This window comes from Streptomyces sp. NPDC005533 (assembly GCF_042871845.1).
In the GTDB taxonomy this organism is placed as follows: Bacteria; Actinomycetota; Actinomycetes; order Streptomycetales; family Streptomycetaceae; genus Streptomyces.
In genome coordinates this window covers 94731-119737 of the sequence record NZ_JBIAJH010000008.1, presented here as the reverse complement: position 1 = coordinate 119737, position 25007 = coordinate 94731, and the positions used below count along the sequence as shown (strand labels likewise).

Sequence of the window (25007 nt, the reverse complement as noted above, 5' to 3'; positions counted from 1 at the left end):
CGTTTTCCACGTCGTTCCTACGTCGGCCAAAGCGCGCGAGCTTAGTGCGGAGGGGCGATCCACGCGACCGATTTACGCCCGTCCGGAGCGGAATCACCGGCCATCGGGTAGACACCATGAGGTACAGAAGTGGATATTTCGAACGGCGTCGAGGAGTCCTGGAGATGAGCGACCAGTCACCACCCCCGGGCTGGACCCCTCGTGACCCGGACACCCCGCCCGAAGCACGCCGACCCCGGGCGAACCAGCGGCCCCGGCAGCAACCGGCGGACCGGCAAGCGGGGGCCACGCCGCCCCAGGCCCAACCGCAGCCCCAGCCGCAGCCCGGGCCGCAACCCGGGCCGCCCGCACCGGGGAAGAAGCGCCACCGTCAGCGCACCGGCTGGCGCCGCCTCATCCCCACCTGGCGCATGGTCCTGGGCGCCGTCCTGCTGCTGGCCCTGCTGATCGGCGGCGCCCTCGTGGCCGGCTACCTGCTGGTCGACATCCCGCCGGCCAACGCCGCCGCCACCGCCCAGTCCAACGTCTACCTCTATTCCGACGGCTCGCAGATCGCCCGCGACGGCGAGGTCAACCGCGTCAACGTGCCGCTCTCCCAGATCCCGCGGACCGTGCAGGAAGCCGTACTGGCCGCCGAGGACCGGGACTTCTACTCCGAACGGGCGGTGGACCCCAAGGCGATGCTCCGCGCCGCCTGGAACACCGCGACCGGCAAGGGCACCCAGTCCGGCTCCACCATCACCCAGCAGTACGTCAAGAACTACTACCTGGGCCAGGAACAGACGATCAAACGCAAGGTCAAAGAGTTCTTCATCGCGATCAAACTCGGCCGCGAGAAGTCGAAGGACTACATCCTCGAGGGCTACCTGAACACCAGCTACTTCGGCCGCAACGCCTACGGCATCCAGGCCGCCGCCCAGGCCTACTACGGCAAGGACGTCAGCAACCTCACCACCGCCGAGGGCGCCTACCTCGCCACCCTGCTCAACTCCCCCAGCGCCTTCGACGTGGTCGCCCACCCCCAGAGCCGCGCCCGCGCCCTCGCCCGCTGGAACTACGTACTCGACGGCATGGTCAAGAAGGGCTGGCTGTCCGAGACCGAACGCGCCACGACGCAGTTCCCCGAGCCCGGCAAGGTCCGCGCGGCCGCGGGCCTGTCCGGCCAGCGCGGCTACCTCGTGGAAGCGATCAAGGACTACATCGTCGAGAACAAGATCCTCGACGACAAGACCCTCGCCGAGGGCGGCTACCGGATCACCTCCACCATCGACAAGCGCCGCCAGAGCGCCTTCGTCGAGGCCGTCGACGACCAGATGATCGGCAAACTCGATCCGGAGACGCGCAAGGCGGACCGGCTGGTGCGGGCCGGCGGGGTCTCCATCGACCCGGCCACCGGCAAGGTCGTCGCCATGTACGGCGGCATCGACTACACCAAGCAGTACGTCAACAACGCGACCCGGCACGACTACCAGGTCGCCTCCACCTTCAAACCGTTCGTCTTCGCGTCCGCCGTCGAGAACGGCTCCCGCACCCAGGACGGCCGCCGGATCACCCCGAACACCGTCTACAACGGCGACAACAGGCGCCCCGTCATCGGCGGCCGGATCCGCTTCAACCCCGAGAACGAGGGCCAGGTCTCGTACGGGAACATCACCGTCAACACCGCCACCGACCTCTCCGTCAACGCCGTGTACGCACAGATGGTCGTCGACGTCGGCACCGGCAAGGTCAAGAAGACCGCCATCGACCTCGGCATCCCCGAGGACACCCCGAACTTCGTCACGGGCCCCGCCATGGCACTCGGCACGATGCAGGCCAGCGTCCTGGACATGACCCAGGCCTACGCGACCCTCGCCGACCACGGCCGACGCACCCCGTACACCTTCCTGGAGAAGATCACCAAGGGCGGCGACACGATCGGCCTGCCCGAGCGCACCCCCACGCAGGCCATCAGCCGCGAGGCCGCCGACACCACCACCTCCATGCTGGTCAGCGTCGTGGACAACGGCACCGGTACGGCGGCCCTCGCCGCCGGACACCCGGCCGCCGGCAAGACCGGCACCGGCGAACTGGACCGCTCGGCCTGGTTCGCGGCCTACACCCCGAACCTGGTCACGGTCGTCTCGATGATGGGCCAGGACCCCGACACCGGAACCCTGCAGTCGCTCTACGGAGCCCTGGGCGAACCCCGGATCGGCGGTGGCGGCTACCCGGCCCGGATCTGGGCCGCGTACACGAAGACCGCGCTGGAGGGCACCGACCCCGTCGACTTCGACCTGGACCTTCAGCCGGGCGCGGCGCAGCCCCCGCCGCCGCCCTCCCCGGAGTCCAACCCCCCGCAGGAGACGCCGGACGACGAACTCACGCCCACGCCTCCGCGCCGGCCGTCACCGCCGACGGGCGGACGGGACAACGGCGGCCAGAACCAAGGGGGTCAGGACAACGGCGGCCGGACGCAGGGCGGCCAGGACCAGGGAGGACAGAACAACGGGGGCCAGAACAACGGAGGCCAGGCCCAGGGCGGGCAGGACAACGGGGGTCAGGACAACGGCGGCCGGACGCAGGGCGGGCAGGACAACGGCGGCGCCACCCAGGGAACCCAGGGAACCCAGGGGACGACGGGCACCCAGGGCGCCGACGGCGGCCCGGCCGAGGGCCTGCGCCCGCCACCGTCGGCGTTCCTGGAATGACGGCCGGCGCGGGCGGTCAGTGACCGGAGGTCACCTTCAGCCCGACCACGGCGACCAGCAGCAGACCGATGAAGAAGATCCGGGAGGCGGTGACGGGCTCGCCCAGCACCGCCATGCCGAGCACGGCCGCACCGGCGGCGCCGATGCCCACCCACACCCCGTACGCGGTACCGATGGGCAGGGTCCGCGCGGCGTAGGACAGCAGCACCATGCTGGTGACGATGCCGGCGCCCGTGAACACGCTCGGCCAGAGCCGGGTGAAGCCGTCGGTGAACTTCATGCCGATCGACCAGCCGACTTCGACCACACCGGCGACAACGAGAAGAACCCAGGCCATGACGGCACCTCCGAGACATCGAGCGATACGGGGTGCGTCGTCTTGTCGTACCCGGTACGGCGCGTCTCGTCGGGTTCTCCTCCACCGTAGCAAAGGGCGGCGAAAAGGGCCGGTGACCAAGGCCACCAGCCCTTTCGGCTCAGTGAGGCGCGCTCACAGGTACAGACCGGTGGAGTCCTCCGACCCCTCCAGCCGCTCCGCGGCCACCGCGTGCAGGTCCCGCTCGCGCATCAGCACGTACGTCGCGCCCCGCACCTCGACCTCGGCGCGGTCCTCGGGGTCGTACAGGACCCGGTCCCCGGGCTCGACCGTCCGTACGTTCTGCCCGACCGCGACCACCTCGGCCCAGGCCAGCCGCTTGCCCACCGCGGCCGTCGCCGGAATCAGGATGCCGCCGCCCGAGCGCCGCTCGCCCTCCGGCAGGTCGGACTTCACGAGCACGCGGTCGTGCAGCATGCGGATGGGCAGCTTGTCGTGGGTGGTGTTCTCGCTCACGCCCCGAACCTACCTGTCCGCGCCCGCCCCGTGCCGCTCAGGGTCACGCGCGCCTGCGTCGTCCCGACAGGACAACCACACCGACCACGCCGACCGCGAGGAGGGCGACCGGCACGATCCGCTCGGGACGCGGAGTCCCGTCTTCGTGGCGCAGGCCGTCCCGCAGGTCCGTCACGACACGGTTCACCGCGGCGAAGGCCCGCCCGGCCGTGTGGTCGACGGTCGAGACGACCTTGGCCCGCGCATCCCCGATGATCGTCTTCGGGTGCACGCGCACGCCGATCTCGTCGAGCGTCTCGGCGAGCTGCTCGCGGCGGCGGACGATGTCCGCCTCGATCTGTGCGGGGGTCCTGGCTTCGGGCACCGCGCTGCCTCCGTCGTCGTGGTCCGGTGGGGGTAGTCCCCGGTGAACAGTCTGTCAGCTTAGTCTCGGGACGTACCGATCCCCTCTTGAGGAGACTGTCCAGATGAGCGAGCGACTTCAGCCGGGCGACACCGCCCCCGCCTTCACCCTGCCCGACGCGGACGGCAACGAGGTCTCGCTCGCCGAGCACAAGGGCCGCAAGGTGATCGTCTACTTCTACCCGGCCGCCCTGACCCCGGGCTGCACCAAGCAGGCCTGCGACTTCACGGACAATCTGGACGTCCTGGCGACGGCGGGCTACGACGTCATCGGGGTCTCCCCGGACAAGCCGGAGAAGCTGGCGAAGTTCCGCGAGAAGGAGCACCTGAAGGTCACCCTGGTCGGCGACCCGGAGAAGGAGACCCTGACGGCGTACGGCGCGTACGGCGAGAAGAAGCTGTACGGCAAGACGGTCACCGGGGTCATCCGCTCCACGGTGGTCGTCGACGAGGAGGGCAAGGTCGAGCACGCCTTCTACAACGTCAAGGCCACGGGCCACGTAGCCAAGATCATCAAGGACCTGGGCATCTGACCCGGCCCCTGCCGCACCGGCCCGCACCCGCTCGGGTGCGGGCCGGAGTGCCTATCGGACGAGACTGCTCGTAACCGTCCGACTATCGGTCCGTTACTCCGTACGAGGGTCGCACGTGCGACCTGGAACGGAGGGGCCGGGATGCCGATCAGCCCGTACACGCGGGAACGCCTGGCGGAGGCGGCACGTACGTCACGGACGCTGGAGGAGGCGCTGAAGCAACTGGGAGTCGATCCGAAGAGCAGCTCGCGCGCATACATACGCAGGCGCATGAACCAGCTCGGAGTGGACGTCTCTCACTTCGAGCGGGACGGAAACCGCTGGACACGCGCCGTTCTGGAGGAGGCGGTCAACGCCTCCAGCAACATGTACGAGGTGCTGCGACGCCTAGGACTCGACGCGGTGGGAGGGCACCATGCCCACATCAGCCGCCGGGTCCGCGCGCTGGGCATCGACACGTCGCATTTCACCGGCCCGTCCCGAACGGACCGGATGCGAGACAACAACCGACGGCGCGCAGCCGACGAGATCCTCCGTGAGGACCACACTCCGCATGCCAGGCGCACTCCGAACACGATGCTCCGGCGCTCTCTGCTTGAGCTCGGCATCGAGGAGCGTTGCGCCGATTGCGGTATCTCCGCAGTCTGGATGGCTGAACCCCTCCCCTTGGAGGTCGACCACATCAACGGCGACTGGCGCGACAACCGTCGGGAAAACCTGCGGCTGCTGTGCCCCAACTGCCACTCCACGACAGACTCGTACCGCGGCCGGGGCAAGGGGCGGGTATGAAAAGCCACCGCCACGATCGGCCCTCACGAGAAGAACTGGCGCAGGCCATCACCAAGTCGGCCGGTATCGCCGGAACGCTCCGGGCACTGGGATTCCCCGACCACGGCGGGCAGCGTGCCCACTTGCGCAAATGGATCGCAGAGGAGGGACACGACACGTCGCACTTCCTCGGCCAAGGGCATCAACGCGGTAAGGCCGGGACCAGGCCGCTCAAGGCCGCAGAGGAAATCCTCGTCACCCGAAACGGAAAACAGCGAACACGCACCGACCTCCTGCGGCGAGCCCTTCGGGACATCGGCACCCCGGACCGCTGCGCACGATGCGGCACACCTCCCGAGTGGCGGGGGCGTCCCATGACGCTGGAAGTGGACCACATCAACGGCGACCGGAGCGACGACCGTCGGGAGAACCTGCGACTGCTCTGCCCCAACTGCCATGCCATCACCGGCACCTGGTGTCGAGGAGGCAGCCGCCCCTCGACATAACCGATCTTCATCAACCGCCCTGGCCGCCTGCGGCTATCATGGCAGGCGGCTAGCGGCGGTGGCGCAACGGCGACGCAGCAGACTTAGGATCTGTGGCCCGTGAAACGGCTTGAGGGTTCGAATCCCTTCCGCCGCACACAAACGGCCTGCGAATCGAAGGATTGATTCGCAGGCCGTTCTCGTACCCGGGCTCAGCTCAGGAGGGCGCGGACGAAGGGGACCAGGGCGCGGAACGCCTGTCCCCGGTGGGAGATGGCGTTCTTCTCCGCGGCCGTCATCTCCGCGCACGTCCGCGTCTCCCCCAGGGGCTGGAGAACCGGGTCGTAGCCGAAGCCGCCCGTGCCGGACGGGGTGTGGCGGAGGGTGCCGAGCAGGCGGCCCTCGACCACGCGCTCCGTGCCGTCGGGCAGGGCGAGGGCGGCCGCGCAGAAGAAGTGGGCGCCGCGGTGCTCGTCGGCGATGTCGCCGAGCTGGGCCAGCAGCAGGTCGAGGTTGGCCTTGTCGTCGCCGTGCGTGCCGGCCCAGCGGGCGGAGAAGATGCCGGGGGCGCCGTTCAGGACGTCCACGCAGAGGCCGGAGTCGTCGGCGACGGCCGGGAGCCCGGTGGCCTGCGCGAGGGCGTGGGCCTTGAGGAGGGCGTTCTCGGCGAAGGTGACCCCGGTCTCCTTGACGTCCGGGATCTCCGGGTACGCGTCCGCGCCGACCAGCTCGTGCGGCAGGCCGGCGTCGGACAGGATGGCGCGGAGTTCGGAGACTTTGCCCGCGTTGCGGGTGGCCAGGATCAGGCGGCTGGGCGTCGAGGTCATGCGTCCATTATCCCGGGGTGCAGACCTTGGAGATCTCGCCGGCCGCGTCCGCGACGGGCTGGATGTCCGGGACGGTGTTGCCGCTCTCGATGGAGGCGCGGACGTTCTTGACCGCCGTGCTCATCGAGTCGATGGCCTTGCCCAGGTCGGCGTTGTCCGTCTGGTCGCCGATCTTCTTGAGGTTCGCCTCGATCTGGTTGAGCGCGTTCTGGGCGTCCTGGGGGCTGTTGCCCGCCTGGGAGACCGCCTGCTGGAGGTCGTTGGCGCCGTCGGTGATGGCCACCGCCGTGTTCGCGCAGTCCATGGCCGTGGAGATCGCGTCGCAGGCGGACAGGGCCGGGACGGTCAGTACGGCGGCCACGGCTATGGCCGCGATGCGGAGCTTCATGCGGTTCTCCCCCGGGAGCAGTGTTCGGATGCGTGGACGGGCGCACGGCTGTGACACCGTGCGCCCGTGTGGTGCTAGACGCCGGGCCGGGCCCGGCGGTTGCCGCCCCGGGGAGCGGACGCCCGCCTACAGTGCGAGCGCGCCCAGCTGGATGGCCTCCAGGTCCGCGCAGCCGCCGGCGGCGAGGTCGAGGAGGGCGTTGAGCTCCTTGCGGTCGAAGGGCTCGCCCTCGGCGGTGCCCTGGACCTCGACGAAGCGGCCGTCGCCGGTGCAGACCACGTTCATGTCGGTCTCGGCGCGCACGTCCTCCTCGTAGCAGAGGTCGAGGAGCGGGACGCCGTCGACGATGCCGACGCTGACGGCGGCGACGGTGCCGGTGAGCGGCTTGCGGCCGGCCTTGATGAGCTTCTTCTGCTGGCCCCACGCGACGGCGTCGGCGAGGGCGACGTAGGCGCCGGTGATGGCGGCGGTGCGGGTGCCGCCGTCGGCCTGGAGGACGTCGCAGTCCAGGACGATGGTGTTCTCGCCGAGGGCCTTGTAGTCGATGACGGCGCGCAGCGAGCGGCCGATGAGGCGGGAGATCTCGTGGGTGCGGCCGCCGATCTTGCCGCGTACGGATTCGCGGTCGCCGCGGGTGTTGGTGGAGCGGGGCAGCATCGAGTACTCGGAGGTGACCCAGCCTTCGCCGCTGCCCTTGCGCCAGCGCGGGACGCCTTCGGTGAAGGAGGCGGTGCAGAAGACCTTGGTGTCTCCGAAGGAGATGAGGACGGAGCCCTCGGCGTGCTTGCTCCATCCGCGTTCGATGGTGACCGGGCGGAGCTGTTCGGGCGTACGGCCGTCGATGCGAGACATGGCTCCGAGCCTAGTCCCTGCGGGGGAACGCAAGGACCCCGTCCGGGTGGTTCCGGGACGGGGTCCGCTGTGTGAAGGGCCCTAGGGGGTCCGGATCACATCATGTCCTCGATGTCGGCGGCGATCGGGTCGGCGTCGGTGCCGATGACGACCTGGACGGCGGTGCCCATCCGGACGACGCCGTGGGCGCCGGCGGCCTTGAGCGCGGCCTCGTCGACGAGGTCGGGGTTGACGACCTCGGTGCGCAGGCGGGTGATGCAGCCCTCGACCTCTTCGATGTTCTCGATGCCGCCGAGCCCGGCGACGATCTTCTCAGCCTTGGTGGCCATGTGTTTCTCCCTGAGTTCTACGAAGAACGACCTGCACGATCCGCTTTGTCACGGTAACGCACGGTTGGCCCATCTACGCGAGCGCATGACCCGGGTCTGCCGAATCATGACGATCAGCAGCAGCCTGCCCCGTGACTGGTCTACACCAGTGTGCCGCACGTGCTGCCGCTGCCAAAACGGGCCGTTCAGGAGGGACTCCGATGAGTGCGAGCAGCGCCGCGGCAGCACCGCGGCAGCAGAAGTGGTGGAGCGGCTTGTACCCGGGGCTGCAGAAGATGGGGCGGAGCCTGCAGCTGCCGATCGCGGTGCTGCCCGCGGCCGGACTCCTCAACGGGCTCGGGCAGCCCGGCGTCTTCGGCGAGGAGGGCCTGAACTGGACCATCGTGTCCAGGGTGATGGTGGCGGCGGGCGGCGCCCTGCTGAACGCGGACCTCGGCCTACCACTGCTCTTCTGCATCGGCGTCGCGATCGGCATGGCCAAGAAGGCCGACGGCTCGACGGCCCTCGCGGCGGTGGCGGGCTTCCTCGTCTACCGGGGCGTGCTGCACGCCTTCCCCAAGACGTGCCCGGTCGGCACCACGGACATCGGCGGAGGCTGCCTGGGGCCGAACAACACCTTCGTGGAGTTCACGTACCAGAACCCCGGAGTGTTCGGCGGCATCGTCATGGGCCTGCTCGCCGCCTGGTTCTGGCAGCGCTTCCACCGGGTCAAGCTGGTCGACTGGCTGGGCTTCTTCAACGGCCGCCGGCTGGTCCCGATCATCATGTCGTTCGTGGCGATCGGGTTCGCGGCGCTCTGCCTGTGGATCTGGCCGCCCGTGGGCAGCGCGCTGGAGAGCTTCTCCGACTGGCTGGTGGGGCTGGGCTCCTGGGGTGCCGGGATCTTCGGCGTCGCCAACCGCGCGCTGCTGGTGATCGGCCTGCACCAGTTCCTGAACGTTCCGGTGTGGTTCCAGTTCGGCAGCTACACCAAGCCGGACGGACAGACGGTGCACGGCGACATCAACATGTTCCTGGCGGGCGACCCGAACGCGGGGCTGTTCCTGACCGGCTTCTTCCCGATCATGATGTTCGCGCTTCCGGCGGCGGCGCTGGCGATCACGCACTGCGCGAAGCCGCAGCGGCGCAAGGAGGTCGGCGGCCTGATGCTGTCGGTGGCCTTGACCTCGTTCGTCACCGGGATCACGGAGCCGCTGGAGTACTCCTTCCTGTTCGTCGCGCCCGTCCTGTACGCGGTGCACGCGGTGCTGACGGGTGTCTCCATGGCGGTGACCTGGGCGCTGGGCGTCCACGACGGCTTCAGCTTCTCGGCGGGTCTGATCGACTACCTCATCAACTTCGGCCTGGCGACGAAGCCGTTGCTGATCATCCCGATCGGCCTGTGTTTCGCGGTGGTGTACTACGTCGTGTTCCGTTTCGCGATCACCAGGTTCGACATCCCGACTCCGGGGCGCGAGTCGGACGAGGAGATCGAGGCGATGCAGGCGGAGACCATCAAGGCCTGAGCCTCCCGGCAGGAGTGGGAACCGGTCCGTCAAGGGCCCTCGGATCACGATCCGGGGGCCCTTCGGCATACCCCGGACCATGTGATCCAGGCCACAGGAAATCGAAGGTTCCTTATCTATCCCTCACCGTGTTACAACTGGTCTACACCACAATTGGTGTAGACCACGAGGCGCGTTCGAGCCCCCGTGTATCCCCCCTTTCGAAGACGCCGCCGTCCCCGTTTCCCCTGGCGGCGCCTTGCCCACTGGAGGACCTTGTGACCACGGCTGCCGCTCCCGCGGCGGAGAAGAAGAAGGGCGCTGGCGTGATGGCCGTCATGCAGCGCATCGGCCGGAGCCTCATGCTCCCCGTGGCCGTGCTGCCTGCAGCCGCACTCCTGGTTCGCCTCGGCGACAAGGACATGCTGGGCTCGGCGTCGATGCCGGAGTTCATCAACAAGATCGCCGGCTACATGGCCGCCGGTGGCGGCGCGATCCTCGCCAACATGGCGCTGCTGTTCGCCGTCGGCATCGCGATCGGCTTCGCCAAGAAGTCCGACGGTTCGACCGCGCTCGCGGCCGTGACCGGCTACCTGGTCTTCTCCAAGGTCCTCGCGACCTTCACGGACCCGAGCCTGCCGCAGGTCGAGGTCGTCGTCGACCACAAGGTCGCCCTCGTGGACGCCCCTGTCGACGCCAAGGTCCTCGGCGGTGTCGTCATGGGCATCGTGGTCGCCCTGCTGTACCAGAAGTTCTACCGGACCAAGCTGCCCGAGTGGGCGGGCTTCTTCGGCGGCCGCCGCCTGGTCCCGATCCTCTCGGCCTTCGCCGGCCTGGTGATCGGCATCGCCTTCGGTCTGATCTGGCCGGTGCTCGGCACCGGTCTGCACAACCTGGGCGAGTGGCTGGTCGGCTCCGGCGCGGTCGGTGCGGGCATCTTCGGTGTCGCCAACCGCGCTCTGATCCCCGTCGGCATGCACCACCTGCTCAACTCCTTCCCGTGGTTCCAGGCCGGCGAGTACCAGGGCAAGAGCGGCGACATCTCCCGCTTCCTCGCCGGTGACCCGACCGCCGGACAGTTCATGACCGGCTTCTTCCCGATCATGATGTTCGCCCTCCCGGCGGCCTGCCTCGCGATCGTGCACTGCGCCCGCCCCGAGCGCCGCAAGGTCGTCGGCGGCATGATGTTCTCCCTCGCGCTCACCTCCTTCGTCACCGGTGTGACCGAGCCGATCGAGTTCACCTTCATGTTCATCGCCCCGGTGCTGTACGCGGTCCACGCGGTCCTGACCGGTGTGTCCATGGCCCTGACCTGGTCCCTCGGCATGAAGGACGGGTTCGGCTTCTCCGCCGGCGCCATCGACTACCTGCTGAACCTCGGCAAGGCGACGAACCCGTTCGGCCTGGCGCTGGTCGGCCTCTGCTTCGCGGCGGTCTACTACGTCGTCTTCCGCTTCGCGATCGTCAAGTGGAACCTCCCGACGCCGGGCCGCGAGTCCGACGAGGAGCTCGCCGAGCTGCTGAAGGCCGAGGCCAAGTAAGCCCGCTCGCCCGCACGTCGAAGCCCCCGCTCTCCCGGAAGGGAGGGCGGGGGCTTCCTCGTGCGTACGGCCGAGGGCCGTGCTCAGATCTCGTAGACCGCGCCCGCGTACGCCAGGTCGACCCGGCCCGCGTAGACCGCGCGGGCGTCGGCGAGGTTCTGCGCCGCGTCCGTCCACGGCGGGATGTGCGTGAGGACGAGCCGGCCGACGTCACCGCCGCGCGCGTACTCGCCGGCCTCGCGGCCGTTGAGGTGGAGGTCCGGGATGTCCTCCTTGCCGTGCGTGAAGGAGGCCTCGCAGAGGAAGAGGTCGGCGCCGTCGGCGAGCAGCCCCAGCTCGGGGCAGGCACCGGTGTCCCCGGAGTACGCGAGCGAGCGGCCGCCGTGCTCGATGCGGATGCCGTAGGACTCGACGGGGTGGGCGACGCGCTCGGTGCGGATCTGGAACGGCCCGATCTCGAAGCTTCCGGACTTCAGGGTGCGGAAGTCGAAGACCTCGCTCATCGAGCGCTCGTCGGGGACGTCGTCGTAGGCGGTGGTCAGACGGCGCTCGGTGCCCTCGGGTCCGTAGACGGGGATGGTGCCGCAGCGGCCGCCCTCGTGCCGGTAGAAACGGGCGACGAAGTACGCGCACATGTCGATGCAGTGGTCGGCGTGCAGATGGCTCAGGAAGATCGCGTCGAGGTCGTAGAGACCGCAGTGGCGCTGGAGGTCCCCGAGGGCGCCGTTGCCCATGTCGAGGAGCAGCCGGAAGCCGTCGGCCTCGACGAGGTAGCTCGAACAGGCCGATTCCGCGGACGGGAACGACCCCGAACAGCCGACGACGGTGAGCTTCATGGAGCGTGAACCTCCGTGGACGGTCCGTGGACGGAATGCGGGCCGTGCGTGCGTCGAGCGTAAGGCGCGAAACGGCCGGTCGCTCCTCCGCGGCGGGCCGTTGTGGGGGAAGTCACCGCCTGCACCACTCATACCCAGTAATGGCAAGCGGTCAGGTGTACGGGCCTAGATGCGCCGTGCCCATCCCGCCGTGCGGGCGCGCCGGGTGCCGGGTGCGGGTGGCGCGGCTACGGTCGAAACATGGACACGTCCTGGTGGCCCGCCGTGGCTGCGGTCGTGGCCGTGGCGCTGGTGGCGCTGGTGGTCGGGGCGCGGCCGGGTCTCCCCCGCCGGGCCCCGCCCGCGCACGGGTCCGGTCCGCCGCCGCATCCGCACGCGGGCGAGCTGTGGTCCCTGGTGGACGGCCGTAGGTGTCTGGTCCTCGCGGTCGGGACGGTACGGGGTCACCGCGCGCGGGTCGCGTGGATCACCGGGAAGTACGACGACCGGCGGGCCGGGGTGATCCCGCTGCCCCCGGGGACGGTGGGGGCGCAGGGCCGGGCGGGCTTCCTGGAGGCGGACCGGCCGGCGGAGGTGTCGCTGTGGGAGTTCCGGACGCGGATGGGGATGCTGGATCCGGCGGTGTGGGACGAGGTCAAGGGACTGGGAGGCGGCCGGTGAAGCCGGTGATCCGCTTGCGGCGCGTGTACGACCCGCCGGAGCCGGGCGCGGACGGGGTGCGGGTCCTGGTGGACCGGCTGTGGCCGCGGGGCCTGGCGAAGGAGGCGGCGGCGGTCGACGAGTGGCCGAGGGCGGTCACGCCGTCGGCGGAGCTGCGCAAGTGGTTCCACGCGGGTGGCTCCGCCGGGGAGTTCCGGGAACGGTACGAGGCGGAGCTGGCGGGACCGGGGGCGGTGGCGGAACTGGACCGTCTGCGGCTGCTCGCCGAGGCCGGGCCGCTCACCCTGCTGACCGCGGTCAAGGACCCGGCCACGAGCCACGCGGCGGTGCTCGCCGACCTGCTGTCCGCCTAGGTCGTCTCTCGCGGGCGAGGCAAGATCCGGAAGAGACGACCTGGCCGGGCCCGCCCGGACCGGTCACTGCACGGCGCGTCGCGCCCGCGCCTCGAACGGTGGAGTTCGAGGCGCGGGGTCCGGAGCGGAGCCCCGGGAAGCGGTGGCGCAGCCGAGACGGCCGGCCACCCCGTAAGGGCTACGCCCAGAGCTGGCCCTGGAGGACCTCGATGGCCTCTTCGGTGGTCGCGGCCGTGTAGACGCCGGTCGAGAGGTACTTCCAGCCGCCGTCGGCCACGACGAAGACGATGTCGGCGGTCTCGCCCGCGGCCACCGCCTTGCGGCCGACGCCGATCGCCGCGTGCAGGGCGGCTCCCGTGGAGACGCCCGCGAAGATCCCCTCCTGCTGCAGCAGCTCCCGCGTGCGGGTGACCGCGTCCGCCGAGCCCACCGAGAAGCGGGTGGTGAGCACGGAGGCGTCGTACAGCTCGGGGACGAAGCCCTCGTCGAGGTTGCGCAGCCCGTAGACGAGGTCGTCGTACCTCGGCTCCGCCGCGACGATCTTCACTCCGGGCACGTTCTCTCGCAGGTAGCGGCCGACGCCCATCAGGGTGCCCGTGGTGCCGAGGCCCGCCACGAAGTGGGTGATCGACGGGAGGTCGGCGAGGATCTCCGGGCCCGTGGTGGCGTAGTGCGCGCCGGCGTTGTCCGGGTTGCCGTACTGGTAGAGCATCACCCAGTCCGGGTGCTCCGCGGCGAGTTCCTTGGCCACGCGGACCGCGGTGTTCGAGCCGCCGGCGGCCGGCGACGAGATGATCTCGGCTCCCCACATGGCCAGCAGGTCGCGCCGCTCCTGACTGGTGTTCTCCGGCATCACGCACACGATGCGGTAGCCCTTGAGCTTGGCCGCCATCGCCAGGGAGATGCCGGTGTTGCCCGAGGTCGGCTCCAGGATCGTGCAGCCGGGGTACAGCCGGCCGTCCTTCTCGGCCTGCTCGACCATGTGGAGCGCGGGGCGGTCCTTGATCGAGCCGGTCGGGTTGCGGTCCTCCAGCTTGGCCCAGATGCGGACGTCGTCCGAGGGCGACAGCCGGGGCAGCCGGACCAGCGGCGTGTTGCCGACCGCGGCCAGCGGGGAGTCGTAGCGCATTACTTCGATCCGCCGGCCACGGCCGGGAGGATGGTGACGCTGTCGCCGTCCTTGAGCTCGGTGGAGATGCCGGCGAGGAAGCGGACGTCCTCGTCGTTGAGGTAGACGTTCACGAAGCGGCGCAGCTCGCCGCCCTTGGACTCGTCGACGATGCGCTCCTGGATGCCCTTGTGACGGGTCTCCAGGTCGGCGAAGAGGTCGGCGAGGGTCGCGCCCTCACCGGAGACGGCCTTCTCGCCTTCGGTGTAGGTGCGGAGGATGGTGGGGATGCGGACCTCGATGGCCATGGCTGTCTCCAGTCGTCAGGGCGTAAGCAGGGGCGTGAGGAACGTGCGGCGCGCGGTTCGTCGGCCCCCCGCGCAGAGGGGCTCTGGTGCTCAGACGGCAGGACAGATGGCACTGGCGAGGCGGCACAGGTCGACGTGCAGCCGCGCCACGAGCAGCAGCCTGCCGGGCGTCTCGATGCTCACGTCGTGGGAAACCATGCGGTCATGTTAACGATTCCCGGTCCCCGGTTTGGAGTGTGATCCCGCATCGTGGACGCCAAGCGCTCACATGGTGGTCAGTAGGCCTCGACGACCTGCACTTCTTCCTCGGTGATCACGCCGTCGACGATCCGGTACGAGCGGAACTGGAACTCTCCGAGGCCGTCCTTGTCCGCGGTCGAGACGAGGACGTAGTGCGCGCCCGGCTCGTTCGCGTACGTGACGTCGGTGCGCGAGGGGTAGGCCTCGGTGGCGGTGTGCGAGTGGTAGACGATCACCGGCTCCTCGTCCCGGTCGTCCAGCTCGCGGTAGAGCTTGAGCAGGTCCTTCGAGTCGAACTCGTAGAAGGTGGGCGAGCGGGCCGCGTTGAGCATCGGGATGAACCGCTCGGGGCGGCCGGTGCCCGCCGGGCCGGCCACGACGCCGCACGCCTCGTCGGGGTGGTCCTGGCGGGCGTGCTCGACGATCTGGTCGTACAGGGCCTGGGTGAGGGTCAGCATGAGCGACAGGATAAGCAGACGGGCCCTTCCGTACCGAGGAGTGGTACGGAAGGGCCCGCATGGTGGACACAAGGTCCGTGGGAGCGCGGTTCCCGGCCGTGGCAGGCGGCCGGGACTCACGGTCTTCGGGTGCTACGAGGCCTTGGTGAAGGCGGCGCCGCGCGGGTCGCGGGACTTCATCACCAGGTAGGAGACGCCCAGGATCAGGCCCCACAGCGGGGCGCAGTACAGCGAGACGCGGGAGTCCTTGTCGGCGCCCATCATCACGATGACCATGCCGATGAAGAGCAGGGCGAACCAGCTCGTGTAGGGGGCGCCCGGCGCCTTGAACGGGGAGGCGGGCAGCTCGCCGCGGTCCGACTTGGCGCGGTAGCGGATCTGGCAGACGAGGATCATGATCCAGGCCCACATGCCGGAGATGGTGGCGAAGGAGACGACGTAGTCGAAGGCCTTGCCCGGGGCGACGTAGTTGATCCAGACGCCCACCAGCATCAGCGCGGCGGAGAAGGTGGTGCCGACCAGCGGGGTGCCGCTCTTGGTGAGCGTGGCGAAGAACTTAGGGCCCTGGCCGTTGAGCGCGAGGTCGCGCAGCATGCGGCCGGTGGAGTACATGCCCGAGTTGCAGGAGGACAGGGCGGCGGTCAGCACGACGAAGTTGACGATGGCCGCGCCGATGCCGAGGCCCATGCGCTCGAAGGCGGCGACGAAGGGCGAGACGCCCGGCTGGAAGTGCGTCCACGGGACGACCGACAGGATCATGATCAGTGCGCCGACGTAGAAGACGGCGATGCGCCACGGCACGGTGTTGATGGCCTTGGGCAGGGTCTTCTCGGGGTCCTTGGACTCGCCGGCGGTGACGCCGACCAGCTCGACCGCGAGGAAGGCGAACATGACGATCTGCAGGGTCATCAGCGTGCCGCCGATGCCCTTGGGGAAGAAGCCGCCGTCGTTCCACAGGTTGGTGACGGTGGCGGTGTCGGCCGCGTCGGAGAAGCCGATGGTGAGGATGCCGGCGCAGATCAGGATCATGCCGACGATGGCGGTGACCTTGACCATGGAGAACCAGAACTCCAGCTCGCCGAAGAGCTTCACGGAGATCAGGTTGGCGGCGTAGAGGACGACCGTGAAGATCAGCGCGTAGGCCCATTGCGGGAAGCTGTCGTGGGTCCAGTACGCCATGTACTGCGCGGCGGCCGTCACCTCGGTGATGCCGGTGACCACCCAGAACAGCCAGTACGTCCAGCCGGTGACGTATCCCCAGAACGGGCCCAGGAACTCGCGGGCGTAGTCCGAGAAGGAGCCGGAGACGGGGCGGTACATGAGCAGCTCGCCCAGGGCCCGCATGATGAAGAAGATGACCAGGCCCGCGATCGCGTAGGCCAGGATCAGGCTCGGTCCGGCCTTGGAGATCGCCTTGCCGGCGCCCAGGAACAGGCCGGTGCCGATGGCTCCGCCGATCGCGATCATCTGGATCTGGCGGGCGCCGAGCGTGCGGTGGTAACCCTCGCCGCCCTCGCCCTGAGTGCCCTCGCCGGGCGTGTTGCCGTGCTGCTCGACCTGCACAGAGGTCATGTCTGGTGCGCCTTTCTCCACGCCGACCCGCGCCTCGACTGGCTGCGGATCGGGTCCTCGATCCCCCCGGATACGGATGGAGTTGCACGCCGGCGGTCCGCCGGTCCAAGCGAGCCGGGGGACATGGGTGGCGTCCCTTCGGCAGTCGTGAAGATTTATCACGGGCTTACGACTGCCGGAGGGGGAGAAATGTGGCGGAGGGCGCTAAAAAATCTGGACAAAGGCAAAAGAAAGGATCAGATCACCGCATGGCGGTGATCTGATCGTTATCCGGATTTGAGCGTCCGCTGAGCGAACGCTGTTCCCTCTTGAGGATTCTCAGAGGGTTTCGATCAAGGTTTCCTGGAGACCGCCGAGCCAGAGGTACGCCATCACCATCGGCTTGCGCGGGTCGTCGTCCGGCAGTCGGAACAGCGCCGCGCTCTCGTCGTCCTCGGTGATGTCGAGGCGGGCCGCGAGGGTCAGCCGCAGGTCGTTGAGCGCGCCGAGCCAGCGCAGGGGCAGCTCCCCGGTCAGCTCCAGCACCGCCGCCCCGTCGCCGGCCGGCGTGAGCCCGTCCAGGCTGCGTACGACGGCCAGCGCGTCCTCCCGCTTGCGGGTGCGCAGGTCGTTCTCGGTGAAGCGGCGGAACTCCGCCGAGTGGGCGCGCAGCTCCTCCGGGTCCTCCTTCGGCCCCGGCCCGTCCGGGCCGCCGTAGGCGTCGGGGAAGAGCCGGGCCAGCGCCGGGTCGGACGGGGGCTCGGAGGGGCCCTCGGCGAACAGCGCGGCGAGCGGGTCGGCGTCCTCGGCGGGCTCGGGCTCGCCGGGGCCGATCAGTTCGAGCATCTGGACGGCCAGGGAGCGCAGGATGGAGATCTCGATCTCGTCGAGCGCGATGGCGGCGCCGCCGCTCTGCAGGGGCTGGAACGTGCCGCCCATCAGTTGCGGTCCTGGGAGAGGGTCGCCCACAGGCCGTAGCCGTGCATGGCCTGCACGTCGCGCTCCATTTCCTCGCGGGTGCCGCTGGACACGACCGCCCGCCCCTTGTGGTGGACGTCGAGCATCAGCTTGTGCGCCACGTCCTTGGAATAGCCGAAGTACGCCTGGAACACGTACGCCACGTAGCTCATGAGGTTGACCGGGTCGTTGTGCACCAGGGTCACCCAGGGGACGTCGGGTTCGGGGACCGCGAAGGTCTCTTCGGCCGATTCGGTGCGTTCGATCTCTACAGGAGCAACACTCACTTGTCCCATGCTGCCACCGCGAAGGGCCCGTCGCACAAACGGGTCCTACATCTCGTCACTTTGACGAGATGTGCGCTAGCATCCGTGACATGAACCCTGCGGACCTGGGCCTGCCGGTGGACGTGCCGTCGACAGCGCTCTTCACGGACCATTACGAGCTCACGATGCTGCAGGCCGCGCTGGCCAACGGCACCGCCGACCGCCGCTCGGTCTTCGAGGTCTTCACGCGACGGCTGCCCGAGGGGCGCCGCTACGGGGTGGTCGCGGGAACCGGGCGGGTGCTGGACGCGGTGGAGAACTTCCGCTTCGACGGCGCGGTGCTGGAGTTCCTGCGCGAGCGGGCCGTCGTCGACATGCGCACCCTGGACTGGCTGGCCTCGTACCGCTTCTCCGGCGACATCTGGGGCTACCCGGAGGGCGAGGTCTACTTCCCCGGCTCGCCGGTCCTGCGCGTCGAGGGCAGCTTCGCCGAGTGCGTGCTGCTGGAGACGGTGATCCTGTCGATCCTGAACCACGACTCCGCGATCGCCGCGGCCGCCTCCCGGATGTCCTCGGCGGCGGGCGACCGCCCGCTGATCGAGATGGGCGCGCGGCGCACGCACGAGCTGGCGGCGGTGGCCGCGTCGCGGGCCGCGTACGTGGGCGGCTTCGCCTCCACCTCGGACCTGGCGGCCGGCTTCCGGTACGGGATCCCGACGGTCGGCACGAGCGCGCACGCCTTCACGCTGGTCCACGACAGCGAGCGGGACGCCTTCACCGCGCAGGTGGCCTCGCTGGGCCGGGGCACCACCCTCCTGGTGGACACGTACGACGTGGCCGAGGCCGTCCGCACCGCCGTCGAGGTGGCGGGCACCGACCTGGGCGCGGTCCGCATCGACTCCGGTGACCTGCTGCTGGTCGCCCACCGGGTGCGGCAGCAGCTGGACGAGCTGGGGGCGACGGCCACGAAGATCGTGGTCACCTCGGACCTGGACGAGTACGCCATCGCCTCGCTGGCGGCGGCGCCGGTGGACGCGTACGGGGTGGGCACCCAGCTGGTGACGGGCAGCGGGCACCCGACGTGCTCCATGGTCTACAAGCTGGTGGCGCGGGCCACCTCGGCCGACCCGAAGGCGCCGCTGGCGCCGGTGGCGAAGAAGTCCTCGGGCGGCAAGACCTCCATCGGCGGCCGCAAGTGGGCGGCGCGGCGGGTGGACGCGGACGGGATCGCCGAGGCGGAGGTCGTCGGGACCGGGCCGGTCCCCTCGGCCCTCGCCGACCACCAGCTCCTCACCCAGCTGGTCAAGGCGGGTGAGGTGGTCGCCCGCGAGCCGCTGGAGGCCGCGCGCGAGCGCCACCGCGCCGCCCTCGCGCGGCTGCCGCTGTCCGCGACGCAGCTGTCGCGCGGCGAGGCCGTGCTCCCGACGGAGTACGCGTAGCCGTGGCCCGGACACCGGCGGGGCCGGATCTTTTCGGCCCCGCCGGGGTTTGGGGCGCGGGCGCGGAAGCGCCGTGGGGTCTGGGGCGCCGTCCCCGTTTCGGGTAGGGGCGGGGTGGGGGAAGAGCCCCCGCAGGGCGCCGCCGCCGCACAGAGACATCGAGCCGAAGGACAACGTCATGCACCGCGCACTGATCGTCGTCGACGTACAGAACGACTTCTGCGAAGGCGGCAGCCTCGCGGTCACCGGCGGAGCCGACGTCGCCGCCGCCGTCACCGAGTACATCGGCCAGGCCACGCCCGCGTACCGGCACGTGGTCGCCACCCGCGACCACCACATCGACCCCGGGTCGCACTTCGCGCACCCGCCCGCCGAGCCGGACTTCGAGGACTCCTGGCCCGTCCACTGCGTCGCGGGGACCGAGGGGGTGGGCTTCCACCCGAACTTCGCTCCCGCCGTCGCCTCCGGCGCGGTCGCGGCCGTCTTCGACAAGGGCGCGTACGAGGCCGCCTACAGCGGTTTCGAGGGCGCCGACGAGAACGGGGCGACGCTCGACCAGTGGCTGCGGGACCGGCACGTCACCGAGGTGGACGTGGTCGGGATCGCCACCGATCACTGCGTCCGGGCGACCGCCCTCGACGCCGCCCGCGCGGGCTTCGACACCCGGGTCCTGCTGGACCTGACGGCCGCCGTCGCCCCGCACACCACCGCACGGGCCCTGGAGGAGCTCCGTGCGGCGGGCGTGACCCTGGTGAGCCACAAGCCGGACCGGGACGGCCGGGAGGACTCCGAGGCCGGCCAGGAGCTGCCCTAGGTCCCCAGCAGGGCCCGGATGGGGTGCCAGAGCTCCTGTGCGCGGTCGGGGGCGCCGCGCCACAGCAGGCCGTCCGGGTGGTGCAGGACGGCCGTGACCTCGTCCGGCGTCGGCGGGTGCGCGTTGCCCCGCAGGTACACCGCACGCATCCCGAGGTTCCGCAGCCTGGTCAGGGCGCGGGCCCGGTTCGCGGCGTGCACCAGCACGCGGACATTTCCACCTTCACCGCAGGGCCTCGGCAGCGTGAGCGCAACGACCACGCTGCCGCCTGGCAATCTGACGAAACCTCCACCGGGCATGGCTGTCATCTCCCCCGTCAATAAGAAACTCGTACCGGGCATCTAAACGCGATCGGCCGCCGCCCGCTAGAGGGCGACGGCCGATCATGCTTTGACCTGCGGTTTTAACGAATTACTTGGAGGAGGGACCCACCTCGACGGTCATGACCTCACCGTCGTAGGTCTCCTTCAGGATCTTGATCTTGGTGTTGGTGTCAGTGACCTTCACCGATCCGGTCGGGTTCTCGTCGTAGAAGTACTTGCCCTTGTGGTCGTCGAAGACGAGGTTCGCGGGCTTGGGCTTCAGGAAGAGCGACTCGCCGTTCTTGTGCAGCGTGAACGCGTCCGTCGAGTAGGCGCTGAAGGTCGCGTCGTACGGCTGGATCTTGTTCCGCAGCAGGGTGCCGTCGGCCCACTTCATGGGCTTGGCGTTGGCGTCGATCGGCAGGATCAGACCCTGGCCCGGGTGGACGCTGGTGTTGTTGTCCTTCTGGCTGGTGTCCCACTGCCAGATGAGCAGGCCGTCCTGGTACGGGTAGTGCTCGACCCAGTCGGGCTTGGTGTTGCCGAAGCCGAAGTTGTACGGGCCGACCTTGAGGGTCTTGTCGTACGAGACGTAGCGGCGGTTCTCGGCCAGGTAGTACTGCGCGTACTCCTTGGTGAAGTTGGCGCCGATGCGCGAGAAGCCCTTGCCGGTCCAGCCGTTGTCGCCGTTCTCGGCGCCGTCGGTGAACAGCGCGGAGCCGTCCGCGGTGAGGGTCACGGCGTCGGCGGTGAAGCCCTTGCCGCCCGCGCCGCCGTCCGTCTGGTAGCGGAAGCGGAGGTCGACCTTCTTGCCCGCGTAGGCGTCGAGCGGGAAGTTCAGGTTCTTCCAGGCGCCCGAGACACCGGTGAGCGACGGGCTGCCGGAGGCGTCGGCCGGGATGGCCGTGCCGTCGGCGGTGCCGGCGAGGGCGGTCCAGGTGGCGCCGCCGTCCGTGGACACCTCGGTGTAGAGGTAGTCGTAGTCGGCCTCGATGTCCCACCAGCCCTTGAGGGACAGCGCGGCGGACTTCTTGCCGGTCAGGTCCACGGAGCGGGTGAGGGTGTTCTTGAGGTCGTCACCCATGCCGCTCCACCACTGGGCGGAGCCCTCGGCGGGCGCGACGACGTCCGTCTGGACCTTCTTCTTCGGCAGCTCGACGACCAGGGCCTGCTTGTCCTTGGTGTTGAACTCCGCCACGCCCAGCTTGTGGGTGGACTTCGTCGCGGCCTTCGCCGTGTCGTAGTTCAGCCAGCCCAGCTGGAGCTTGTCCCAGGCGTTCATGTCGCCCGGGAGGTCGCCTATGGAGTCCTTGCCGGTGCCGAGCCAGGAGCCGGCCGACATCAGGGACCAGAAGCCGACGCTGTTCTCGCCGCCACCGGTGGTGTCGTAGAGGTCGGGCAGGCCGAGGTCGTGGCCGTACTCGTGCGCGAAGACGCCGAGGCCGCCGTTCTCCGGCTGCATCGTGTAGTCGCCGACCCAGATGCCGGTGTCGCCGATCTGGGTGCCGCCGGCCTTGTTGTTCTCCGGGCCGGTCTTGCCCGCCGCGGTGCCGTAGGCGTACCAGCGGTGCGCCCACAGCGCGGTCGTGCCCTGCACGCCGCCGCCGGCCGACTCGTCCTCGCCCGCGTGGACGATCTGGAAGTGGTCGATGTAGCCGTCGGGCTCGTTGAAGTTGCCGTCGCCGTCGAAGTCGTAGCGGTCCCACTGGTCGTACTGGGCCAGCTGCGCCTTGATCTGCGCGTCGGTCTTCCCGGCCTTCTTCTGGGCCGCCGTCCACGCGGTGACGCCGTCCTTGACGGTGTCCCACACGTTGGAGCAGTTGGTCTGGCCGCAGTAGTTGGAGCCGTAACGCCCCTCGTTGTACGGGACCTTGACCCAGTCGGCGACCTCGCCCTCGACCGAGTAACGGCCCGAGGAGGTCTTCTCGTAGTAGGTCTTCAGCGAGTCCTTGCCCTCACCCGACGCGAAGTACAGGTCCTGGAAGTACTCGCGGCTGAAGTCCTTGCGCCAGGCGGTGCTGTTGTCCTTCGCACGGTCCGGCTGGGCGATCGTGTTGTGCAGCGGACCGGGGGTGCCGCCGTACTTCGGGACCGCCGGCTGCGGGCCGGGGCCGTCCGGGTCGTACATGGTCGTGTTGTCGACCTGGTCGCCGAACTCGACGAGGATCGTGAAGATCTTGTCGGTCCGCTCGCGGCCGAGCTCGACGTACTTCTTGTCGTCGAGCTTGACGACCTTCGAGGCGCCGCGCTGCTCGATGTCCTTCTTGCCCTGGAGCACCTGGTCCAGAGCGGCCTTGCGCTGCTGGGCCTGCTGCTCGCTGAAGGGGCCCTTCAGGTCGTGCTCGACGACCTTGGCGGGAGCGGTCGGGTCCTGCCGGTCGACCGCGGGGGCGCCCGGCCCCTTGATGTCGGCCTGGGCCGCGGTAACGGTGAAGAAGGTGGCGCTTGTCGCACAAGCAGCCATGGTCACGGTGACGGCGGCAGCACGGATTGCACGCCGTCTGGCGGAATTGCTGGTCACTTGATGTCGTTCCCCTCCCGCGGCCGCGACGTAGGTCGGAACTTCTCCATAGGAGCGGGGGGTTCCGCGCGGCGCGCGTCTCAAGTGACGACATTTGACCGGAGAGAAGCAAGAAAAGACAGACCTTGACTTGAGCCTTACAACTGCACTATGCGGTCAGGCAGTTCCGCTATCCGGACGTTCCCCTGCCATACGGGGCGAAGGGCCCTTCCCGACCCCGTCGAAGGTCCGTCCCGTCCCCATTTCCCCCTCCGGCGTGGCACGGAAAATGATGCCGTGCGCCCCCCGTGCTCCGGCACCGTGTGTTAGGTCACGCTTACCGGCGGTTCCTCTCGGGCATCTCCCGTCGTAGAGTCACTTGACGCGCGACCGAGTTGAGCCGACTCCCCCTCCCCTCCCGAGGACGGATACCGCCATGCCGCGTCCGACTGCCGCACAGCTCGCCTACGGGTCCGCCACGGTCATCGTGTCGACGATCGCCATGCTGTTGCTGTCGCAGACGAGTACCGGGCTCGGGGTCGCGGTCATTTCCGCAGCCGCGCTCGCCCTGGGTCTGCTCGTCGCCCTCACCGTCCCCGTGCCACGGCGCCGCGGCCGTCACGCGGCCCGTACGGGGGCCTCCGCGGCCCCGGCGCGCGCCGCGGAGCCCGCCACGCACGACGGAGCGACCCCGGCCGCCCGGGTGCCCGACCCCCGGACCGTCGAGGCCGAACACTCCGTCCACCACTGAGACTTCACGACGCGGCGCGGGCGGCCTCCCGGAGGGAGACCGCCCGCTGTGTCGTACTGCCCGCGCTAGGTGGTGGCCTGGACCACGACCGTCTTGGCGACCTTGTCGTGCAGGCCCTGCTTGTACGGCTTGTCGACGAGGACCGAGACCACCAGGGCGATCGGCCACAGGCAGAAGCAGCAGATCAGCGTCGGCAGCCAGAGCACCGCGGCGCGACTCAGGGCCGCGTTGGAGCTCGGCACGCTGCCGTCGTTGAGCATCGCGACGCGCAGGCCCAGGGCCTTCTTGCCGACCGTCTGGCCGCTCTTCCTGGTGAACCACCAGTCGTAGCCGACGTACGCGACGATCGAGATCAGTGTCATCACCAGACCGCTGCCGCTGTACGACTTGGTGATGACCTCGCTGACGTCCTCGCCCTGGTCGGTCTGGACCGTGTAGCGGTTCGTGCCGAAGGCCAGCTGGATGAGGAACAGCGGCACGGCGACGATCAGCACGTCGATGATGCGGGCGGCGAGCCGCCGGCCGAAGTCGGCGAGCGGAGGCATCCCGGCGAGCGGATCGGGCATGCCGTGGCCGCCGCCGTAGGGGTCACCGCCGCCGTACGGGGGCGGCGGGGGCGGGTATCCGCCGCCCGGTCCTCCCGGGGGTGGCGGGGGGCCGCCGCTGCCGGGGGGCGGTGGCGGCGAGCCGTACGGCGAACCGCCCGACGGAGGCGTCGGTTCCTGGGGCTTCTTGAGGAACGGGTCGTCCTCGGGCGACTCGCCCGGCGGCGGCTGGTCGGTACTCATGGCCCGAGTCGACCCCGCCACCGTCACCCCCGCAACGGGACGGCGTCCGTTCGGGGGAGCGGGCGGGTCGGCTGCGCCGCTTGGGCGGGGTCGGGGTGGGGGCGGGCGCCCGTTGGCTGCGCCGCGCTTGCGGGGTCGGGGTGGGGGCCGGTTGGGGTGGGGGCGGGCGCCCGTTGGCTGCGCCGCTCGGGCGGGGTCGGCGGGGTGGGGGGGGGGGGGGGGGGGGGGGGGGGGGGGGGGGGGGGGGGGGGCGGGGCCGCGCGCCGGGGCGTCTCCTCGGGCGCCGAACGTGACGGGAGGTCGGACACCTCGGCGGCAGTGCGTTCGGCACCCTGCGGGGATCACCCCGACACACACCCACCCCCACCCCAACCGACCCGCCTGCTCCCCAGCCCCGACACACCATCCAGCCCAGCCCCACCCATCCGGCTACGCCGCACAAACTCAGCCCCGCCGGCGTTTGAGGCGCGGGGTGCGGGGCGGAGCCCCGATCTGTAAGCCGCACCCTCCAGGTGCGCCGCACCATCCGGCTCCGCCGCACAAAT

29 protein-coding genes, 1 tRNA gene and 1 riboswitch are annotated in these 25007 nt (G+C 69.9%); of the genes, 12 read left to right on the top strand and 18 right to left on the bottom strand.

Annotated features, from left to right (window positions below; translation table 11 throughout):
- Positions 1–164 precede the first annotated feature (164 nt).
- A complete protein-coding gene (locus ACFYP3_RS10675) occupies positions 165–2690 on the top strand; it encodes a transglycosylase domain-containing protein (RefSeq protein ID WP_388829917.1) in 2526 nt (841 codons plus the stop codon).
- Positions 2691–2706: 16 nt separating this feature from the next.
- Here ACFYP3_RS10675 and ACFYP3_RS10670 read toward each other — a convergent pair whose 3' ends face one another.
- The 3 genes from ACFYP3_RS10670 to ACFYP3_RS10660 all read right to left on the bottom strand — a co-directional run bounded on the left by ACFYP3_RS10670 (position 2707) and on the right by ACFYP3_RS10660 (position 3886).
- Positions 2707–3027, bottom strand: coding sequence for a DMT family transporter (locus ACFYP3_RS10670; RefSeq protein ID WP_388829914.1), 321 nt, complete (start codon positions 3025–3027; stop codon positions 2707–2709).
- 31 nt (positions 3028–3058) lie between these two features.
- Positions 3059–3128, bottom strand: a riboswitch (guanidine-III (ykkC-III) riboswitch).
- Positions 3129–3180: 52 nt separating this feature from the next.
- Positions 3181–3522, bottom strand: a complete 342-nt coding sequence (locus tag ACFYP3_RS10665; RefSeq protein ID WP_030009035.1) for a co-chaperone GroES — start codon at positions 3520–3522, stop codon at positions 3181–3183.
- 43 nt (positions 3523–3565) lie between these two features.
- Complete coding sequence (locus ACFYP3_RS10660) at positions 3566–3886, bottom strand: DUF3618 domain-containing protein (protein ID WP_388829911.1); 321 nt, start codon at positions 3884–3886, stop codon at positions 3566–3568.
- A gap of 103 nt (positions 3887–3989) precedes the next feature.
- Here ACFYP3_RS10660 and bcp point away from each other — a divergent pair, with 103 nt between their 5' ends.
- The 4 genes from bcp (at position 3990) to ACFYP3_RS10640 (ending at position 5867) form a co-directional block, all read left to right on the top strand.
- Entirely contained in the window at positions 3990–4457 is a 468-nt protein-coding gene (gene bcp / locus ACFYP3_RS10655) for a thioredoxin-dependent thiol peroxidase (RefSeq protein ID WP_388829908.1), read from the top strand.
- A 141-nt stretch (positions 4458–4598) separates the two neighbouring features.
- Positions 4599–5246, top strand: coding sequence for an HNH endonuclease (locus ACFYP3_RS10650; RefSeq protein ID WP_388829905.1), 648 nt, complete (start codon positions 4599–4601; stop codon positions 5244–5246).
- Positions 5243–5731, top strand: a complete 489-nt coding sequence (locus ACFYP3_RS10645; RefSeq protein WP_388829902.1) for an HNH endonuclease — start codon at positions 5243–5245, stop codon at positions 5729–5731. Before ACFYP3_RS10650 ends, ACFYP3_RS10645 begins: the two co-directional genes overlap by 4 nt.
- A gap of 52 nt (positions 5732–5783) precedes the next feature.
- Positions 5784–5867: transfer RNA gene (locus ACFYP3_RS10640), tRNA-Leu, on the top strand.
- Positions 5868–5922: 55 nt separating this feature from the next.
- Here ACFYP3_RS10640 and rdgB read toward each other — a convergent pair.
- The 4 genes from rdgB to ACFYP3_RS10620 form a co-directional block, all read right to left on the bottom strand.
- Positions 5923–6537: an RdgB/HAM1 family non-canonical purine NTP pyrophosphatase gene (gene rdgB / locus ACFYP3_RS10635; protein WP_388829899.1), complete on the bottom strand. Its 615-nt coding sequence runs from the start codon at positions 6535–6537 to the stop codon at positions 5923–5925.
- Between the two features lie 7 nt (positions 6538–6544).
- Positions 6545–6925, bottom strand: coding sequence for a hypothetical protein (locus ACFYP3_RS10630; protein ID WP_388829897.1), 381 nt, complete (start codon positions 6923–6925; stop codon positions 6545–6547).
- Between the two features lie 126 nt (positions 6926–7051).
- On the bottom strand, positions 7052–7777 hold the full coding sequence (rph, locus tag ACFYP3_RS10625; RefSeq protein ID WP_388829895.1) for a ribonuclease PH: 726 nt from the start codon (positions 7775–7777) through the stop codon (positions 7052–7054).
- A gap of 95 nt (positions 7778–7872) precedes the next feature.
- Positions 7873–8106 carry a glucose PTS transporter subunit EIIB gene (locus ACFYP3_RS10620; RefSeq protein WP_030026567.1) on the bottom strand — a complete coding sequence of 78 codons (234 nt, stop codon included), beginning with the start codon at positions 8104–8106 and terminating at the stop codon, positions 7873–7875.
- A gap of 200 nt (positions 8107–8306) precedes the next feature.
- Here ACFYP3_RS10620 and ACFYP3_RS10615 point away from each other — a divergent pair, with 200 nt between their 5' ends.
- Positions 8307–9611 (top strand): PTS transporter subunit EIIC, encoded by a 1305-nt coding sequence (locus ACFYP3_RS10615; protein WP_388829893.1) that lies wholly within the window; start codon positions 8307–8309, stop codon positions 9609–9611.
- A 308-nt stretch (positions 9612–9919) separates the two neighbouring features.
- A complete protein-coding gene (locus ACFYP3_RS10610) occupies positions 9920–11131 on the top strand; it encodes a PTS transporter subunit EIIC (protein WP_388830239.1) in 1212 nt (403 codons plus the stop codon).
- An 83-nt stretch (positions 11132–11214) separates the two neighbouring features.
- On the opposite strand, the gene ACFYP3_RS10605 is transcribed toward ACFYP3_RS10610, so the two are convergent.
- Positions 11215–11967, bottom strand: a complete 753-nt coding sequence (locus ACFYP3_RS10605; protein WP_388829890.1) for an MBL fold metallo-hydrolase — start codon at positions 11965–11967, stop codon at positions 11215–11217.
- A 240-nt stretch (positions 11968–12207) separates the two neighbouring features.
- Here ACFYP3_RS10605 and ACFYP3_RS10600 point away from each other — a divergent pair, with 240 nt between their 5' ends.
- Both ACFYP3_RS10600 and ACFYP3_RS10595 read left to right on the top strand, forming a co-directional pair.
- Positions 12208–12627 carry a hypothetical protein gene (locus ACFYP3_RS10600; protein ID WP_388829887.1) on the top strand — a complete coding sequence of 140 codons (420 nt, stop codon included), beginning with the start codon at positions 12208–12210 and terminating at the stop codon, positions 12625–12627.
- Positions 12628–12632: 5 nt separating this feature from the next.
- The gene (locus ACFYP3_RS10595; protein WP_388830236.1) at positions 12633–12980 is read left to right on the top strand and encodes a DUF488 domain-containing protein; all 348 of its coding nucleotides are present in this window, start codon (positions 12633–12635) and stop codon (positions 12978–12980) included.
- Positions 12981–13158: 178 nt separating this feature from the next.
- On the opposite strand, the gene ACFYP3_RS10590 is transcribed toward ACFYP3_RS10595, so the two are convergent.
- The 7 genes from ACFYP3_RS10590 to clpS form a co-directional block, all read right to left on the bottom strand.
- Complete coding sequence (locus tag ACFYP3_RS10590) at positions 13159–14109, bottom strand: cysteine synthase (protein WP_361770606.1); 951 nt, start codon at positions 14107–14109, stop codon at positions 13159–13161.
- Positions 14109–14396 (bottom strand): MoaD/ThiS family protein, encoded by a 288-nt coding sequence (locus tag ACFYP3_RS10585; RefSeq protein ID WP_030717953.1) that lies wholly within the window; start codon positions 14394–14396, stop codon positions 14109–14111. The genes ACFYP3_RS10590 and ACFYP3_RS10585 overlap by 1 nt, the downstream gene beginning before the upstream one ends.
- 90 nt (positions 14397–14486) lie before the next feature.
- A complete protein-coding gene (locus ACFYP3_RS10580; protein WP_312847437.1) occupies positions 14487–14594 on the bottom strand; it encodes a putative leader peptide in 108 nt (35 codons plus the stop codon).
- 77 nt (positions 14595–14671) lie between these two features.
- Positions 14672–15094 carry a M67 family metallopeptidase gene (locus tag ACFYP3_RS10575; protein ID WP_328925924.1) on the bottom strand — a complete coding sequence of 141 codons (423 nt, stop codon included), beginning with the start codon at positions 15092–15094 and terminating at the stop codon, positions 14672–14674.
- Between the two features lie 132 nt (positions 15095–15226).
- Complete coding sequence (locus ACFYP3_RS10570; RefSeq protein ID WP_388829882.1) at positions 15227–16666, bottom strand: amino acid permease; 1440 nt, start codon at positions 16664–16666, stop codon at positions 15227–15229.
- 318 nt (positions 16667–16984) lie between these two features.
- On the bottom strand, positions 16985–17584 hold the full coding sequence (locus ACFYP3_RS10565; protein ID WP_388829879.1) for a DUF2017 domain-containing protein: 600 nt from the start codon (positions 17582–17584) through the stop codon (positions 16985–16987).
- Positions 17584–17898 (bottom strand): ATP-dependent Clp protease adapter ClpS, encoded by a 315-nt coding sequence (gene clpS / locus ACFYP3_RS10560; protein ID WP_030717942.1) that lies wholly within the window; start codon positions 17896–17898, stop codon positions 17584–17586. The genes ACFYP3_RS10565 and clpS overlap by 1 nt, the downstream gene beginning before the upstream one ends.
- An 80-nt stretch (positions 17899–17978) precedes the next feature.
- On the opposite strand from clpS, the gene ACFYP3_RS10555 reads away from it, so the two are divergent.
- Together ACFYP3_RS10555 and ACFYP3_RS10550 are read left to right on the top strand one after the other, a co-directional pair.
- Positions 17979–19307 carry a nicotinate phosphoribosyltransferase gene (locus ACFYP3_RS10555; RefSeq protein ID WP_388829876.1) on the top strand — a complete coding sequence of 443 codons (1329 nt, stop codon included), beginning with the start codon at positions 17979–17981 and terminating at the stop codon, positions 19305–19307.
- A gap of 178 nt (positions 19308–19485) precedes the next feature.
- Positions 19486–20121 carry an isochorismatase family protein gene (locus tag ACFYP3_RS10550; protein WP_388829873.1) on the top strand — a complete coding sequence of 212 codons (636 nt, stop codon included), beginning with the start codon at positions 19486–19488 and terminating at the stop codon, positions 20119–20121.
- Here ACFYP3_RS10550 and ACFYP3_RS10545 read toward each other — a convergent pair.
- Both ACFYP3_RS10545 and ACFYP3_RS10540 read right to left on the bottom strand, forming a co-directional pair.
- Complete coding sequence (locus tag ACFYP3_RS10545; RefSeq protein ID WP_037807208.1) at positions 20118–20420, bottom strand: hypothetical protein; 303 nt, start codon at positions 20418–20420, stop codon at positions 20118–20120. The genes ACFYP3_RS10550 and ACFYP3_RS10545 overlap by 4 nt on opposite strands.
- A gap of 112 nt (positions 20421–20532) precedes the next feature.
- A complete protein-coding gene (locus ACFYP3_RS10540) occupies positions 20533–22887 on the bottom strand; it encodes an immune inhibitor A domain-containing protein (protein ID WP_388829868.1) in 2355 nt (784 codons plus the stop codon).
- 472 nt (positions 22888–23359) lie between these two features.
- Here ACFYP3_RS10540 and ACFYP3_RS10535 point away from each other — a divergent pair, with 472 nt between their 5' ends.
- The gene (locus ACFYP3_RS10535; RefSeq protein ID WP_388829865.1) at positions 23360–23674 is read left to right on the top strand and encodes a hypothetical protein; all 315 of its coding nucleotides are present in this window, start codon (positions 23360–23362) and stop codon (positions 23672–23674) included.
- Positions 23675–23739: 65 nt separating this feature from the next.
- On the opposite strand, the gene ACFYP3_RS10530 is transcribed toward ACFYP3_RS10535, so the two are convergent.
- The gene (locus ACFYP3_RS10530; RefSeq protein ID WP_388829862.1) at positions 23740–24462 is read right to left on the bottom strand and encodes an RDD family protein; all 723 of its coding nucleotides are present in this window, start codon (positions 24460–24462) and stop codon (positions 23740–23742) included.
- Between the last annotated feature and the right edge of the window lie 545 nt (positions 24463–25007).

Bases quoted from the DNA above. Each gene is read 5' to 3' on its own strand.
- ACFYP3_RS10605 (WP_388829890.1), bottom strand. From the start codon at position 11,967: ATGAAGCTCACCGTCGTCGGCTGTTCGGGGTCGTTCCCGTCCGCGGAA.
- ACFYP3_RS10530 (WP_388829862.1), bottom strand. From the start codon at position 24,462: ATGAGTACCGACCAGCCGCCGCCGGGCGAGTCGCCCGAGGACGACCCG.
- ACFYP3_RS10610 (WP_388830239.1), top strand. From the start codon at position 9,920: ATGGCCGTCATGCAGCGCATCGGCCGGAGCCTCATGCTCCCCGTGGCC.
- rdgB (WP_388829899.1), bottom strand. From the start codon at position 6,537: ATGACCTCGACGCCCAGCCGCCTGATCCTGGCCACCCGCAACGCGGGC.
- ACFYP3_RS10565 (WP_388829879.1), bottom strand. From the start codon at position 17,584: ATGGGCGGCACGTTCCAGCCCCTGCAGAGCGGCGGCGCCGCCATCGCG.
- ACFYP3_RS10590 (WP_361770606.1), bottom strand. From the start codon at position 14,109: ATGCGCTACGACTCCCCGCTGGCCGCGGTCGGCAACACGCCGCTGGTC.
- ACFYP3_RS10620 (WP_030026567.1), bottom strand. From the start codon at position 8,106: ATGGCCACCAAGGCTGAGAAGATCGTCGCCGGGCTCGGCGGCATCGAG.
- ACFYP3_RS10630 (WP_388829897.1), bottom strand. From the start codon at position 6,925: ATGAAGCTCCGCATCGCGGCCATAGCCGTGGCCGCCGTACTGACCGTC.
- ACFYP3_RS10570 (WP_388829882.1), bottom strand. From the start codon at position 16,666: ATGACCTCTGTGCAGGTCGAGCAGCACGGCAACACGCCCGGCGAGGGC.
- ACFYP3_RS10540 (WP_388829868.1), bottom strand. From the start codon at position 22,887: ATGGCTGCTTGTGCGACAAGCGCCACCTTCTTCACCGTTACCGCGGCC.
- ACFYP3_RS10535 (WP_388829865.1), top strand. From the start codon at position 23,360: ATGCCGCGTCCGACTGCCGCACAGCTCGCCTACGGGTCCGCCACGGTC.
- rph (WP_388829895.1), bottom strand. From the start codon at position 7,777: ATGTCTCGCATCGACGGCCGTACGCCCGAACAGCTCCGCCCGGTCACC.
- ACFYP3_RS10575 (WP_328925924.1), bottom strand. From the start codon at position 15,094: ATGCTGACCCTCACCCAGGCCCTGTACGACCAGATCGTCGAGCACGCC.
- ACFYP3_RS10670 (WP_388829914.1), bottom strand. From the start codon at position 3,027: ATGGCCTGGGTTCTTCTCGTTGTCGCCGGTGTGGTCGAAGTCGGCTGG.
- ACFYP3_RS10585 (WP_030717953.1), bottom strand. From the start codon at position 14,396: ATGGCCATCGAGGTCCGCATCCCCACCATCCTCCGCACCTACACCGAA.
- ACFYP3_RS10600 (WP_388829887.1), top strand. From the start codon at position 12,208: ATGGACACGTCCTGGTGGCCCGCCGTGGCTGCGGTCGTGGCCGTGGCG.
- ACFYP3_RS10580 (WP_312847437.1), bottom strand. From the start codon at position 14,594: ATGGTTTCCCACGACGTGAGCATCGAGACGCCCGGCAGGCTGCTGCTC.
- ACFYP3_RS10645 (WP_388829902.1), top strand. From the start codon at position 5,243: ATGAAAAGCCACCGCCACGATCGGCCCTCACGAGAAGAACTGGCGCAG.
- bcp (WP_388829908.1), top strand. From the start codon at position 3,990: ATGAGCGAGCGACTTCAGCCGGGCGACACCGCCCCCGCCTTCACCCTG.
- ACFYP3_RS10615 (WP_388829893.1), top strand. From the start codon at position 8,307: ATGAGTGCGAGCAGCGCCGCGGCAGCACCGCGGCAGCAGAAGTGGTGG.
- ACFYP3_RS10555 (WP_388829876.1), top strand. From the start codon at position 17,979: ATGAACCCTGCGGACCTGGGCCTGCCGGTGGACGTGCCGTCGACAGCG.
- clpS (WP_030717942.1), bottom strand. From the start codon at position 17,898: ATGGGACAAGTGAGTGTTGCTCCTGTAGAGATCGAACGCACCGAATCG.
- ACFYP3_RS10550 (WP_388829873.1), top strand. From the start codon at position 19,486: ATGCACCGCGCACTGATCGTCGTCGACGTACAGAACGACTTCTGCGAA.
- ACFYP3_RS10675 (WP_388829917.1), top strand. From the start codon at position 165: ATGAGCGACCAGTCACCACCCCCGGGCTGGACCCCTCGTGACCCGGAC.
- ACFYP3_RS10545 (WP_037807208.1), bottom strand. From the start codon at position 20,420: ATGCCCGGTGGAGGTTTCGTCAGATTGCCAGGCGGCAGCGTGGTCGTT.
- ACFYP3_RS10650 (WP_388829905.1), top strand. From the start codon at position 4,599: ATGCCGATCAGCCCGTACACGCGGGAACGCCTGGCGGAGGCGGCACGT.